At 53.3% G+C, this 14,004-nt stretch carries 15 protein-coding genes; 10 read left to right on the forward strand and 5 right to left on the reverse strand.

Annotated features, from left to right (window positions below):
* Positions 1 to 34: 34 nt before the first annotated feature.
* Entirely contained in the window at positions 35 to 1,387 is a 1,353-nt protein-coding gene (gene mgtE, locus FJM65_RS18695) for a magnesium transporter (RefSeq protein ID WP_140623577.1), read from the reverse strand.
* A gap of 1 nt (position 1,388) precedes the next feature.
* Positions 1,389 to 2,174 (reverse strand): 16S rRNA (adenine(1518)-N(6)/adenine(1519)-N(6))-dimethyltransferase RsmA, encoded by a 786-nt coding sequence (rsmA, locus tag FJM65_RS18700; protein WP_140623579.1) that lies wholly within the window; start codon positions 2,172 to 2,174, stop codon positions 1,389 to 1,391.
* Positions 2,175 to 2,333: 159 nt separating this feature from the next.
* Here rsmA and FJM65_RS18705 point away from each other — a divergent pair, with 159 nt between their 5' ends.
* The 6 genes from FJM65_RS18705 (at position 2,334) to FJM65_RS18730 (ending at position 7,791) form a co-directional block, all read left to right on the forward strand.
* Complete coding sequence (locus tag FJM65_RS18705; RefSeq protein WP_140623581.1) at positions 2,334 to 3,767, forward strand: leucyl aminopeptidase family protein; 1,434 nt, start codon at positions 2,334 to 2,336, stop codon at positions 3,765 to 3,767.
* A 6-nt stretch (positions 3,768 to 3,773) separates the two neighbouring features.
* Positions 3,774 to 4,796 carry a 4-hydroxythreonine-4-phosphate dehydrogenase PdxA gene (gene pdxA, locus FJM65_RS18710; RefSeq protein WP_140623583.1) on the forward strand — a complete coding sequence of 341 codons (1,023 nt, stop codon included), beginning with the start codon at positions 3,774 to 3,776 and terminating at the stop codon, positions 4,794 to 4,796.
* A 71-nt stretch (positions 4,797 to 4,867) separates the two neighbouring features.
* Positions 4,868 to 5,410, forward strand: coding sequence for a YceD family protein (locus FJM65_RS18715; RefSeq protein WP_140623585.1), 543 nt, complete (start codon positions 4,868 to 4,870; stop codon positions 5,408 to 5,410).
* 50 nt (positions 5,411 to 5,460) lie between these two features.
* A complete protein-coding gene (rpmF, locus tag FJM65_RS18720) occupies positions 5,461 to 5,658 on the forward strand; it encodes a 50S ribosomal protein L32 (RefSeq protein ID WP_140623587.1) in 198 nt (65 codons plus the stop codon).
* A gap of 51 nt (positions 5,659 to 5,709) precedes the next feature.
* Positions 5,710 to 6,651, forward strand: coding sequence for a phosphate acyltransferase PlsX (plsX, locus tag FJM65_RS18725; RefSeq protein WP_140623588.1), 942 nt, complete (start codon positions 5,710 to 5,712; stop codon positions 6,649 to 6,651).
* Between the two features lie 141 nt (positions 6,652 to 6,792).
* Complete coding sequence (locus tag FJM65_RS18730) at positions 6,793 to 7,791, forward strand: beta-ketoacyl-ACP synthase III (protein WP_140623590.1); 999 nt, start codon at positions 6,793 to 6,795, stop codon at positions 7,789 to 7,791.
* 211 nt (positions 7,792 to 8,002) lie between these two features.
* Here FJM65_RS18730 and FJM65_RS18735 read toward each other — a convergent pair whose 3' ends face one another.
* Together FJM65_RS18735 and FJM65_RS18740 are read right to left on the reverse strand one after the other, a co-directional pair.
* Positions 8,003 to 8,956 (reverse strand): DPBB and LysM peptidoglycan-binding domain-containing protein, encoded by a 954-nt coding sequence (locus FJM65_RS18735; RefSeq protein WP_239023022.1) that lies wholly within the window; start codon positions 8,954 to 8,956, stop codon positions 8,003 to 8,005.
* A gap of 6 nt (positions 8,957 to 8,962) precedes the next feature.
* Positions 8,963 to 9,739 (reverse strand): DUF4905 domain-containing protein, encoded by a 777-nt coding sequence (locus FJM65_RS18740; RefSeq protein ID WP_140623592.1) that lies wholly within the window; start codon positions 9,737 to 9,739, stop codon positions 8,963 to 8,965.
* 97 nt (positions 9,740 to 9,836) lie between these two features.
* On the opposite strand from FJM65_RS18740, the gene FJM65_RS18745 reads away from it, so the two are divergent.
* From FJM65_RS18745 to FJM65_RS18760, 4 genes are all read left to right on the forward strand, one after another.
* A complete protein-coding gene (locus FJM65_RS18745; protein WP_140623595.1) occupies positions 9,837 to 11,195 on the forward strand; it encodes an NfeD family protein in 1,359 nt (452 codons plus the stop codon).
* Between the two features lie 116 nt (positions 11,196 to 11,311).
* Positions 11,312 to 11,641 (forward strand): hypothetical protein, encoded by a 330-nt coding sequence (locus FJM65_RS18750; protein WP_140623597.1) that lies wholly within the window; start codon positions 11,312 to 11,314, stop codon positions 11,639 to 11,641.
* A 248-nt stretch (positions 11,642 to 11,889) separates the two neighbouring features.
* Complete coding sequence (gene kdsB, locus FJM65_RS18755; protein ID WP_140623599.1) at positions 11,890 to 12,624, forward strand: 3-deoxy-manno-octulosonate cytidylyltransferase; 735 nt, start codon at positions 11,890 to 11,892, stop codon at positions 12,622 to 12,624.
* 233 nt (positions 12,625 to 12,857) lie between these two features.
* Entirely contained in the window at positions 12,858 to 13,268 is a 411-nt protein-coding gene (locus FJM65_RS18760) for a hypothetical protein (RefSeq protein ID WP_140623602.1), read from the forward strand.
* 286 nt (positions 13,269 to 13,554) lie between these two features.
* Here FJM65_RS18760 and FJM65_RS18765 read toward each other — a convergent pair whose 3' ends face one another.
* Entirely contained in the window at positions 13,555 to 13,902 is a 348-nt protein-coding gene (locus FJM65_RS18765) for a translation initiation factor (RefSeq protein ID WP_140623604.1), read from the reverse strand.
* Positions 13,903 to 14,004 lie beyond the last annotated feature (102 nt).

Consider the following 14,004-nt stretch of genomic DNA (forward strand, 5'->3'; position numbering starts at 1 on the left):
CGTTTTTCAAATTCATAACTCCACCTACTGCCAACTACAAGCTATACAGCATGTGCGCAATACCAAAGTAAATGGTAAGGCCCAGGAGGTCGTTGGCGGTGGTAATAAACGGTCCGGCTGCCACGGCAGGGTTGATGCCGAACTTATCCAGGATCATCGGGGTGATAGTGCCCATCAGAGAGGCCAGCATAACCACCGAGAACAGCGCCGCCGACACCACCATCGACAACGTGAGCTCCCTTTTAAAGAGATAGGTAAAGGAGAACACCAGCACCGAAATGATCAGGGCATTGAGCAGCGCCACCAGCAGCACTTTTACCAGTCGTTGCAGAATATTGTCGAACATCACCTCGTTGGAGGATAGCGTCTGGATGATGATAGAGGAAGACTGTATGCCCACGTTGCCGCCCGTTGCCGTAATGAGCGGCACGAACAGCGCGATAGCCGGCAGCAAAGCAATGTCGTTTTCGTAAAAGCCCATGAACTGCGCCGCCAGCAGCCCTCCCACCATGCCGATGATCAGCCAGGGCAGACGGGCGCGGGAGATGCGCAGCACGCTGTCGTCTTCTTCCACATTCTCAGAAATACCGGTCATGAGCTGGCGGCTCAGTTCAGCCTGCTCCTGCATCACGTCCACCACGTCGTCGATGGTGATGCGGCCCAGCAACCGCCCCTGAATGTTTACCACCGGGATTGCTTCCAGGTCGTAACGCTGCATCACGCTCACCACCTCGCCCTCGTCCTTGTAAGACTCTATAGAGATGACGTCCTCGCTGTAAATATCCTTTACCTGCGTGTCGTCTTTGGAGAGCAGCAGGCGCTTCACGCTCACGCGGCCTAGCAGCTTGTCGCGGTCATCTACTACATACACAGTATAAATGCGCGCCACCCGCTCTGCTTGCCGCCTCACCTCTTCTATACACTGCCTCACGCGCCAGTTCAGGTTCACCTTTATCAGCTCCTTTGCCATTAAACCGCCGGCGCAGTCCTCTTCATAATGCAGCAGGTCCAGAATGGCGGCGGCCTGTTCTTCATTATCGATGTGGGCAATTACCTCCTCCCGCGTCTGCACCGACTGATCGTTGAGTATGTCCACCGCGTCGTCGGAGTGCATCAGGCTCAGGTAGCGGGCAATCTCCTCACTGGTGAACTTATCCAGAAACTCGTTGCGAATGTCTTCGTCCAGGTCGCTCAGGATCTCGGCGCCCACCTCGGCGGGCAGCTGATCCAGCACGTAGCGCGATTCGTTCGCATCCAGCTCGTAAAGCACTGTGATAATATCAGCGGGGTGCATCTCCTCCATGGTACTCAGGATAAACTCCCGGTCCCGGCGTTCAACGGCTTCCTCTACCTGCTCAATATACTCACGTGTGATCTCTACCTGCATACTATTCCTTTAAGTTCTGCTCTATCAGTTGGGTCAACTCTACAAAATCCTGCACCGACAGCTGCTCGGCGCGCTTATCAAAAACAGGCAGTGCCTGCACTTCGGGCGGCAAGTTATAACTCCGCAGGGAGTTACGCAGCGTCTTGCGGCGGGTTCCGAAACTTAATTTCACTACCTTCTGGAAAAGCTTCTCGTCGCAAGCCAGCCGCTCCACGTTGTTGCGCACCAGGCTTATCACCGCCGACTTTACTTTGGGCGGCGGGTTAAACACCTTTTCGCCTACCGTGAACTTGTAATCTATCGTATAAAATGCCTGCAGCAGCACGCTAAGGATGCCATAAGCCTTAGAGCCCGGTGGCGAGGCCAGCCGCTCGGCCACTTCCTTCTGTATCATGCAAACCACCTCCGGCACCACATCGCGGTGCTCCAGCACTTTAAAAAATATCTGGCTCGATATATTATAAGGAAAATTGCCGATGACAGCAAATTTGCCAGGAAACAGCGTGCTCAGGTCTGTTTTCAGGAAATCGGCGGAAATGATGCGGTCGCCGAGCTGCGGAAAGTGCGCCTGCAGGTAGGCTATAGACTCGCGGTCTATGTCCACGACCGTGGTGCGGTACTCCTTGTGCTGCAACAGGTACTGCGTAAGCACGCCCATGCCCGGGCCGATTTCCAGCACGTCCTGCACGCCGCCCGGCAGCGTGAGTTGCTCCACTATCTTCATCGCAATGTTCTGGTCTACCAGGAAGTGCTGGCCCAGATGCTTCTTGGGTCTTACGTTGCTCACGTTGTGTTGCTTATGGTTTTGCGGGCGCAAAGTATACTTTTCTGCCCAAAACCGTTATACTTTACTAGTACGCGATTTTAGGGCACTGTTGCGGCAGCGCCTGTTTTTCGCATTCCGTTTTATACTTGCTATATTGCAGCCCAAAGATACGAACCAGAGATGCCAACACAACTTAAATACGACACAAGCTTAACGAAAAACACCAATCTGGCCCTGATTGCAGAGGCCGGCAAGGTGGCGCAGCTAACTGAGCTGCAGCCCGAGGAGCAAGAGTATGCGCAGCAACAGGCAGAGCAGGAGGCTAAACTCATCTCCCTGAACCGCTACACGCACCGCGTATACGTGGTGGTGGCACCCGAAGCCAAAACAGAAGCGCTGCGCAACGAAGCTATCCGCCAGGCCGGCTTTACCTTGCTAAAGCAGCTGAAGACGGACAAAGTGGAGCACATCTCCATACTTGATAAGACAGAAAGCGGCGCCAGCTTATACTTAGCCGAGGGCATTTTCCTGAGCAACTATACGTTCCTCAAGCATAAAACCAAGGATGCCAAAGCAAGCCCGCTGCAAAGTATAACTGTGGCCGATGCCCAGGTAACGGAGCAGCAGGTGCAGGAGCTGGCCAATGTGCTGGAGGCCGTAACCCAAACGCGAGACCTGGTAAATGAGCCGCATAGCCATCAGTCGGCCACGCAGTTTAGCATGCACCTGGAGGAACTGGGCCAGGAGGCTGGTTTTAAAACCGAGGTGCTGGACGAACTGCAGATTCAGTCGCTGAAGATGGGCGGCCTGCTGGCCGTGAACCAGGGCAGCGAGGAGCCGGCCACCTTTACTATTATGGAGTGGAAGCCGGAGAACGCCAAGAACAGCAAACCCTATGTGCTGGTAGGCAAGGGCGTGGTATACGACACCGGCGGACTGAGCCTGAAGCCAACGCCCAACTCGATGGATCTGATGAAATCGGATATGGCAGGCGCTGCTGCCGTGGCAGGTATACTGTATGCGGTGGCCAAAAACAAGCTGCCCCTGCACGTGATCGGTTTGGTGCCCGCAACCGACAACCGCCCCGGCGGACAGGCCGTGGCCCCCGGCGACGTGATCACGATGTTTAACGGCACGACGGTGGAGGTGATGAACACTGACGCCGAAGGCCGGCTCATACTGGCCGACGCGCTCAGCTTTGCCAAAAAGTATAACCCCGAGCTGGTGCTCGACTTTGCCACCCTTACCGGCGCCGCCATGCGCGCCATCGGCAAAGAGGCCTCGGTGGCCATGGGCACGGCCGGCGATGCGATCATGAACAACCTGAAAAAAGCCGGTGAAGCGGTGCACGAGCGCATGGTGGAGTTCCCGCTGTGGGATGAGTATAAAAAGCAGCTGGACTCTGACGTGGCCGACATGAAGAACATAGGCGGCGCTGACGCCGGAGCCATTACGGCTGGCAAGTTCCTGGAGGCGTTCACCAGCTACCCGTGGGTGCACTTCGATATTGCCGGCACCGCCTTTTTGCAGGGCGAAGACGCCTACCGCGGCAAAAACGCCACCGGCACCGGTGTGCGCCTTGTTTACAACTTCCTTAGCGCTTTGGCACGATAACCCAAAATGGACAACAAGTATAAAATAAAACTCGGCATCAGCATCGGCGACACCAACGGCATTGGCCCGGAGGTAATCGTGAAAACGCTGTCTGATAACCGCATCCTCAACTACTGCACACCGGTCATCTACGGCTCGGCGGGAATACTTAATAAAGTGCGCAAGGCGCTGCACGCGGAACATTTTAATTACCAGCAGGCAGATTCGGCGCAGGCGCTGGCTCCGCGAAAGGTAAACCTGGTCTCCTGCTGGGAACAGGACCCGGAATATCAGCCCGGCATTCCCACTCCGGAATCAGGCAAGGCTTCGCTGGACTCGCTGCTGGCTGCTTCCCGCGATTTAAAGGCCGGCTTTTTGGACGGGCTGGTTACCGCCCCAATCAATAAAGACAACATACAGGGCGAGGAGTTTAAATTCCCGGGCCACACCGAGTTCCTGACCTCCTACTTTGACGCCCCGGAGAGCCTGATGCTGCTGGTGAGCGGCGACCTGCGCGTGGCGACCGTAACCGGTCACCTGCCCCTGAAGGATGTTCCGGGCAAGCTTACCGAACAGCTGCTTATCCGCAAGCTCACTATCCTGCAGCAGTCCCTGCGCAACGACTTTGGCATACTGAAGCCGCGCATTGCCGTGCTGGGGCTTAACCCGCATGCCGGCGAACAGGGCCTACTGGGCACTGAGGAAGCTGAGATCATCCGCCCCACCATTATGCAGATGAAAGAGCGCGGCCACCTGGTGTTCGGCCCCTACCCTGCCGATGGCTTTTTTGGCATGCAGCAGTACCGCCATGTAGACGCCGTTTTGGCTATGTACCACGACCAGGGCCTTATTCCGTTTAAAACGCTGGCTTTTGAGAGCGGCGTGAACTATACCGCCGGCCTGTCCATCGTGCGCACATCGCCCGACCATGGCACAGCCTATGACATTGCAGCCCAACATGTTGCCAATGAAACCTCTTTTAGAGAGGCGCTGTTTCTGGCCTGTGACATTGTACGCAAGCGACAGCTGGAGACAAAGCATGCTGTTTAATTAAGGCGGGGTATTTTATTTATCAGAATTATATTCTAATTTTGCAACCTTGCAATAAAGAGTCGATTGGTGTGAAGAAGCTTAGAGATTACGAAATCGGCATTGCCAAGCTCAGCAACAGAACGCATAAGTATGAATTTGAGCTGAACGACGCCTTTTTTGAGGAGTTCGGAAAGGATATTATACTTGGCGGCAAGCTGAAAGCCGACGTGGAGCTGGATAAGACAGAGTCGCTGCTTACCTTCCACTTCGACATTAAAGGACACGTTCGCCTTACCTGCGACAGAAGCCTGGAGGAGTTTGACTACCCGGTGGACCTGCAGGAGACGTTCCGCATCAAGTATGGAGATGAGAACGCCGAGCTGGACGATGACCTGTGGCAGATAACGCCGAACACGCAGTCGATCAACATTGCGCAGCACCTGTACGATTATATCGGGCTGTCGCTGCCGATGAAGAAGCTGCACCCACGTTTTGTGGAGGAAGAAGAGGACGAGGACGATGAGCGGGACATCCTGATCTACAGCTCCCGCGATGACTCCGACACGGACGAGGATGAGGACGACGAGGATGACACGGACCCGCGCTGGGACGCCCTCCGAAGCCTGAACTAACAGAATTTCAGAAGTATAAAATAAAAACGCAAGTAAATCATTAACTAAAAATGGCACATCCTAAACGTAAGATTTCGAAGACCAGAAGAGATAAGAGAAGAACTCATCAGGGCCTCTCTGAGAAAGCCATTGCAATTTGCCCTAACACGGACACGCCGCACCTGTACCACCACGCTTACGTGGTAGACGGCGACCTGTACCACAAAGGCAAACTGGCTATCAAAAATTATACAACGAACGCCCAGTAAGCACTAGCCTGCTTTAGTTTTAGTTCTGTATAATTTTAACACCCCCTTTAGATGAGAATCGCTTTAGACGCCATGGGCGGTGATTTTGCACCCGACGCAATTGTGAAAGGTGCTATTATGGCTGCCCGGGAGATAGACGAGGCTACATCGCTTTTGCTCATCGGCAAAGAAGATGTGGTCAACAGTCTGCTCAAGGAATATGGTTACACAGGCAACAAAATTGCCGTTGTAAACGCCACGCAGGTAATTGAGATGGGTGAGCACCCCACCAAAGCCCTGACCCATAAAACTGACTCCAGCATTGCCATTGGCTTTGGGCTACTGAAAATGCAGCAAGCTGATGCCTTCTGCAGCGCCGGCAACACCGGAGCCATGTTGGTTGGAGCCATGTTCAGCGTAAAAGCAATCGAGGGTATCCTGCGTCCGTCTATCGCCAACTTCGTTCCGAAGTTGAAAGGTGGATATGGTGTTATACTGGACGTAGGCGCTAATGCCGAGTGCAAACCGGAGGTACTGGAACAGTTTGGCGAACTGGGCTCTATCTATGCCAAGTATGTGCTGGGCATAGACAACCCAAAGGTTGGCCTGATGAACCTGGGCGAGGAAGAAGGCAAAGGCACTGTAGTGGTGCAGGCCGCCTACCAACGCCTGAAGGCCAACGGCAACATCAATTTCATCGGAAACATTGAGGGGCGCGACCTCTTCAACGACAAGGCCGACGTAATTGTGTGTGACGGCTATACCGGCAACATCATCCTGAAGATGGCAGAGTCGCTCTACGACGTGCTGCACGAGAAAGGCATCAGCGATCCCTTCTTCGATAAGTTTAACTACGAGGCAGAGGGCGGAAGCCCGATCCTGGGGGTAAACGGAAACGTAGTGATAGGGCATGGCGTGTCTAGCCCTACTGCGGTTAAGAACATGGTGCTGCAGGCTCAGAAGATGGTCTCCTCCAAAATTTGGGAACGCTTCAAGAAGAACTATAACGAATAGCACTGCGGCCGTTTACGGCAAACGTACTTTAAACTTGGCATCCCCTGTTTAAGATTCTTTTTAAAGAAACTGACAGGTTATGCCAAGTTTTTTTTATTAAATTGCCTTCCTTAATCTTTATCACCTTAACAGAATTAACAAATGAGTAAGATTACTGCCGCCATTACAGGAGTTAGTGGCTATGTACCAGAATACGTGCTCACCAACAAAGAGCTTGAGACCATGGTGGAGACCAACGATGAGTGGATCACTTCGCGGACAGGCATCAAAGAGAGGCGTATTCTGAAAGGTGAAGGCAAGGGAACCTCCCACATTGCTGTGCCGGCAGTGCGTGATCTTCTCAAAAAGACGAACACCAAACCCGAGGACGTAGACCTGCTGATCTGCGCCACCACCACCCCAGACATGGTTTTCCCGGCAACGGCTAACTTGATTACAGCTGAGGTGGGCGCTGTGAATGCCTTTGGCTACGACCTGCAGGCGGCCTGCTCGGGCTTCCTGTTCGCGCTGGCCACTGGAGCTAAGTTTGTGGAGTCAGGCCAGTATAAGAAAGTGATCGTGGTGGGTGCCGACAAGATGTCTTCCATCGTCGATTATACCGACCGCGCTACCTGCATCATCTTCGGCGACGGCGGCGGTGCCGTAATGCTGGAGCCAAATACAGAAGGTCTAGGCATACAGGACGCTATCCTGAAGTCTGACGGCACCGGGGCTCCGTTCCTGCACATGAAGGCCGGTGGCAGCCGCAAACCCGCCACTATCGAGACAGTACAGGCGCGTGAGCACTATGCTTACCAAGAGGGCCAGCAGGTCTTTAAATTCGCTGTTAAGGGCATGGCTGATGTATCGGCAGAGATTATGGAGCGCAACCACCTGACCGGCGACGACGTGGCCTGGCTGGTGCCACACCAGGCAAACAAGCGTATCATAGAGGCTACGGCCAACCGCATGGGCCTCAGCAACGAGAAGGTGATGCTGAACATCCACAAGTATGGCAACACCACCAGCGGCACCATTCCGCTGTGCCTGTGGGAGTATGAAAAGCAACTAAAGAAAGGCGACAACGTGATTCTGGCAGCCTTCGGCGGCGGCTTTACCTGGGGCGCTATTTACCTGAAGTGGGCTTACGATTCGAAGTAACACCCGCACAAGTATAAATAACAGGGGCGGCTTCTTTAAAGGAGCCGCCCCTGTCTGTTTTAAGTAAGTATGGCAATATAGGTTAATACGTCCGTCACAGCCAATTACAGTTCATCGATAGGCAACTATAAGCAAAAGCGGCGAGCCGGATTTCTCCAGATCGCCGCTTTTTGTTTTTATACTACTGTAGCTTATAGGCTGCAGTTAGAGCTTATGGCATGTAAGACAGCTCCACACGGAAGCGGGAATCCACGGCACCCAGTTTCTGGTAAGCCTTTTTAGATAGGCGAACGACAATTTTGTCGTTCTCACCCGTTTCCGGCAGCTTCCCGATCACGCGCACGTAAACTACCTCGCCGTTCATGGCGTTCTTCACCTGCATAATGGTGCCTACTGGGGCAGTTCTGTGCAGCGCCAGGTATTTGTTTGTATCGTTTGTCTTTGGGTCGATCATTTCGGCCAGGCCAGCCTCGATCCTCTTTTTCACCACGTCGCCGGTATTTTCTTCCTCCAGCACCACTTCTGCCCGCTCGTTAATGGTTGTGGAAACAGGTGTGGGTGTGATAGGCGTTGGCTCGGCAGGTGCTGCAGAAGCCACGGCGTTGTCGCCGGATGCTTTGGCCATTTCATCGTCTGGTTCCGGCACGTATACCGGTTTCTGAGTCGGGGCAGGCTCTCCGGTGCCCACAATCAGCTGCTGCCCTATCTCAATGGTGTTCCCCTGCAGCTTGTTCCAGAATTTCAGGTTCTCCACCGACACATTGTACATCCGCGACACGGAGTAAAGCGTTTGCTGCGGCGCCACAGTGTGCATTTTGTTGCCGATGCTGTTTACAGTATAGGTGCGGTTGCTGGCTGCCGGCGCAGCGTTAGAGACAGCAGTGGCAGCTGTAGACACGTAGCCGCGCGGTATCAGAACAATTTCACCAATTTTTATAGTTGTTTGCACGCTTGGGTTTGCTTCCACAATTTTTGCGACAGGCACGCCATACTTTCGGGAGAGAGCGTACAGCGTCTCTTTCGGTTCTACCTTGTGCTGCACGAACAGCTTTCCGCTCTTTCGCGTTACGCCAACCGAATCGGGCATGGCGGAAAAATCTAAAGCATTAGCCGAAAAAGAAAGTACAGGCACGGCCACAAGAGATAGTAGTAAGGATCGTAACATAATTGGCTAGGCTAAAAGTCGAAAAACCTGTAAGGTATCTTTATTCAGGATGAAATATAAATTGTGCTTAAAGATAAAAAAAGTATCTGAACCAATAGCACTAAGCTGGCTACCAATTTTAACATTTTGGTGCAATTTTCCGCTCAGGCTAAAAACAGCAAGCACGTTATCCAGCTTGCCGTCTGGCTGTGGCAGGTAATAACTGATAACAAGGCATGTCTCGGTTTCGGCATACTCCACCGCCTGCACAGGCTGCACTTGCAGCTGTTCCTGCAAAAAAGCCTTTACCTGGTTAAAATAAAGCGTTCCTTCGTGGTAGAGCATGGGGTACAGACAATCCCGGAACCGCACTTGGTTGTAGCGTGCCGCAGCCTCCGCAGCCTCCTGCTGGCTTAGCAGTTCCCCTGTGGCCCTGCCCGTGGCAGGCTCCAAAACCTGGAAAGGCGCTTCGGGCTGTTCAGGATCATAGGCCAGCAGCCCAGGTTGGGCCATACCGTAAAATGCCAATTTGGGCACTTCCCATACCTTACCCGCGCCTGTACCAGAAAATGCAAAAATACCCTTGTGCTGGCCCAGTTGCCGGTTTCCGTAGCCATGCAAATACACCAGCCCCTGCCCGGCATCCTCCAGCCCCTGCCACCAGGCCTTCGCCTCCGGCAGCGCCAGTTGCTGCACCGTGCCGCTTAGCGTGTTGATCGTATAAAATCGCGCCAGCAAAAGGTCGGGGTCGCGTACTTCTACGGCCAGGCAGCCTGTGTTGCTGTCCAGGCGCAGGCGCCACACTGGGGCCTTAAAATCGTATGTAAAGGATGGAGGTATGATATGCGTAGAGTTTTTACTATATTATCTGCTGAACCAGGCTAAAACCCAATACAAATCTATGGAAATCCGTTTAAAGCTCCGGCATTTGCCCCTGCCCTTTCTGCTGCTTTGCCTGCTGCCTCTGCTGGCTGTGGCGCAAAAGCGCCAGGACAAAGTACTGTTGATGGAGGTAAAATCGGAAATTGACCCGCGCACGAACCGGTATGTGGAGCTGGCGCTGCAAGAGGCTACTGCGCAAGAGGCCGACCACGTGCTGCTGGTGCTGGATACCTTTGGAGGGGCCCTGAACGATGCCGATGAGATCCGGACGCGCCTGCTGGAGTACCCCAAGCCGGTGTATGTGTTCATCAACAAGAACGCCGCCTCGGCAGGTGCCCTTATCTCGCTTGCCTGCGACAGCATTTACATGGCTCCGGGCGCCAACATCGGGGCCGCCACGGTGGTAGGCGCAGACGGGCAGGCCGCTCCCGGCAAATACCAGAGCTACATGCGCTCCATCATGCGCTCCACGGCAGAGGCCAACGGCCGCAACCCGCATTTGGCAGAGGCCATGGTGGAGGCAAGCGTAGACAGCACCCTTTCTGCCGGACAAGTGCTGACCCTCACCACATCAGAGGCTATAAAGTATGGCTTTTGCGAAGGCGCGGCAACAAACGTGGACGAGGTGCTGGAGAAGCTGCAGCTACAGGACGCCCAGATCGTCCGTTACCAACTCAGCTCTGCCGACCGCATCATTTCCTTTTTCCTGAACCCTTTTATCAGCGGCATCCTGTTACTCGTGATTGTCGGTGGCTTATACTTTGAGCTGCAGACGCCGGGCGTTGGTTTTCCGCTTTTGGCCGCTATTGTGGCCGGGGTGCTGTACCTGGTGCCATACTACCTAAATGGGCTGGCCGAGAACTGGGAGATCCTGATGTTTGTGGCCGGTATCATACTTATTCTGCTGGAACTGTTTGTGGTGCCGGGCTTCGGCATTACGGGCATTAGCGGCATTGTGCTGACGGTGGTTTCGCTGGTGCTGGTGATGGTGAACAACCAGCTGTTCGATTTTACCTTTGTGCCCTCTGAAAACCTGATGAAAAGTATGATAGCAGTGGTGGCAGGCATGGCAGGGGCTGCCGTGGTGATCGCCATTACCTGGAACCGGCTGCTGCACAGCCGCTCTATGCAGCGCGTGGTGCTGCAGAACACGTTCCATAGCCGTGAGGGTTACCGCTCTGCCAACAGTGCCGAGCATTTGGTAGGGAAAACCGGCACAGCCCACACCCGCATGGCCCCTTCCGGCCGCGTGCTGATCGACGATACCCTCTACGATGCCCAGGCCCGCGACGGCTTCATCGAAAAAGGCGATACGGTGCAGGTGATAGACCAGAGTACCTTTGCCCTGCGGGTGAAGAAGATTGAGCCAAACGTATGAGCCGACTATACTTTACACTTGCAGCAGGAACGGCTTTCGCTTTAAATTACTCCCACTCGCCCACCTATGCAACCTTTGACGTTCCGTAAGGCTCTTCTCCATAAAGAAGAAACCGTATGAGGCATTTATTCCTACCGCTACTGGCAAGCATCGTATTTCTATGCGCCGGCTGTAAAAAAGAGGCATCGGATAACCCTAACATCGAAACCGTGGATGCTACGCTGCATTGGACGGGCGAATTTGCTGTGGATGGCTGCGGCTTTACATTAGAGATCGGCAACACCACCCATAAAGTGATCAACGATGACTTTATCCCTGATTCCTTCAAAGACAACACGCCTGTTGAGGTAGAAGCCAAGATCGTAAACTATCATACCCTTGGCAGGTACTGCAGGTCAGCCTTAGACATAAATAAAGTAAAAGTACTGGAGCTCAGAAAGCGATAATTCCCTGGGGTCTGCAACCATTTAGCGCAAAGCTGGCTCTGTAAAGTAGAGCCCTATGCCGTTCCTATGCGAAAGTACCTCTACCTCAGCCTGACCATACTTCAGAACCTGGTGCAGATCACCTCCAGAAGCCGAAAAGACCTGGAATAGGCGCCACCTGGCTTAAGCCGATAAGTTAAGCCGCTTAGCCGCTGGATTAGTGCCCGCACTTGCTTAACTTTGGTACTCACTCCAAACCCTGTTTTGATATGGAAGTACTCGGCATTATACCGGCGCGCTACGCCAGCACCCGTTTCCCCGGCAAACCCCTTACCGACATCAAAGGCAAAAGTATGATTCAGCGGGTATACGAGCAGGCCAGCCAGTCTGGGTTGGCAGAAGTGCTCGTGGCCACCGACGACAACCGTATACTGGAGCACGTGCAGGCTTTCGGGGGCAAGGCTGTTTTAACGGGCAGCGAGCACCAAAGCGGCACCGACCGCTGCTTCGAGGCGTACAAACTGCACAACCAGCCCTACGAGTACATCATCAACATACAGGGCGACGAGCCATTTATTCATCCGGAGCAGATCGAGCTGGTGGCAAAGTGTTTCGAAAAGCCGCAGACGCAGCTGGCCACCCTGGTAAAGAAAGTGGAGACAGCCGAGGAGCTGTTTAACGTGAACTCACCTAAAGTGGTGCTGAGCACTTCAGGCGAGGCCCTATACTTTAGCCGGCAGCCTATACCCTACTGCCGCAACGTGCCCAACGACATCTGGCACAAACAGCATACCTACTACAAGCACATCGGCATTTACGGGTATCGGGCGGATATTCTGGAGCAGATCACGCAACTGCCGCCTTCGACGCTGGAGCTGGCGGAGTCGCTGGAGCAATTGCGCTGGCTGGAGAACGGCTTCCGCATCACCACGGCCCTTACCCACCACGAAACCATCGGCATCGATACCCCGGAAGACCTGGAGCGGGCAGTGAATAATTGTTGATGAGGAGTGATTAATTAACCTCAGTAGCGATTTACTAATACAGTGCAGGTGTGAACCCACCCCTAACCCCTCCATGGAGGGGAATTTCTCAGAAGAGTAGGTAATCCCCCTACTTGGAGGAGTTAGGAAGTGGCTTGAGTCAATTAAAGACAAACCTATCATTTGTACAGTTATAGCACTGGCTCAAAGCAACTTAATCATTGATTACTCCCCCTTAGCCTTTACCAATTAAAATGCGGAACTATACGTTGCTTCGCTTCGTGCGGCTTAATTTATACTTTTTTGTGATGTACTGTCTCTTAACGGCAGCCTGGTATGGCTTAAATGGGCGTTTTGCAGAGGAGGGCTCAGCACAGCTGCTGCAGGAGATCGCTTTCAACGCAGCTTTGTTTTCGCTCCTGTTTAGTATCACCATGCTGGTGTTGTACCGCCGCATAGAAGTGCGGGTGCCCCTGCAGAAGTATACTTCCAAGCAGCTGCAGCAGCGATTGGAGGAAATCGGGTTCACTAAAGCCCAGGACCAGGTATACAAGCCCGTTCCTCCTAAAGCCTCGGCCATGGCCGGAAAAGTATTTGTACAAAAGACAACGAACTTCTGGATACTTGAAGGCCCGAAGAAATACCTGGAGAAGTTAGCGGGCTAATGAGTTTTGGAGTTGAGGAGTTAGAGATAGTAAGTAAGTTAAAGCCTTTATACTGCCGCAATTTTGTGGAGCGTATAACTTATGGCTTCCCATCTAGTAAGTTTTCAACTTGCTTTCTGCGGTGCAGAAAAGTATACCTGAAAGCCTTGTGGGCAAGCCCTAAAGATTGGCCTCTCCGAGTCCGGTTGAGTTGCAAACTCAATATCAAGTTAGTCCACCAATTGCAAACCCGCGGCAGAAGAGAGGCAGCACAGAATCTTCAAACTCTCTCACTCCCCAACTCAAATCACCCTCCCGCTTTCTTGGCTTTGTAGCCGGCGGCCTGCAGCACCTGCACCGCTTTGTCGCGGAAGTCGCCCTGGATCAGGATCTCGCCGTCTTTGGCGGAGCCGCCTACGCCGCACTTGCTCTTCAGCATTTTACCCAGTTCCTTCAGGTCCTCATCCGTTCCCACAAAGCCAGTGACCAGCGTTACCTGCTTGCCGCCACGGGCTTTCTTGTCGAGCATTACTTTCAGGTTCTGCTGCTGTGGCGGCAGCGTTTCCTGGTCCTGCTCCTGCTCATAGTCGTAATTGAAATTCTGGTTAGTAGAATACACTACCCCCTGCCGGCCTTTCTTATTCTTATCTCCCATCGTTTTTTAATTAATGATCGTTGATGCGTAAGGGCTGATTGAAAATCCTGTTATTATAATGTGCATTTATCCCTAACTCATCATAACTCGTTCGTAATGATA

Origin of the sequence: Pontibacter mangrovi (assembly GCF_006385705.1) — a bacterium.
Classification (GTDB): domain Bacteria; phylum Bacteroidota; class Bacteroidia; order Cytophagales; family Hymenobacteraceae; genus Pontibacter; species Pontibacter mangrovi.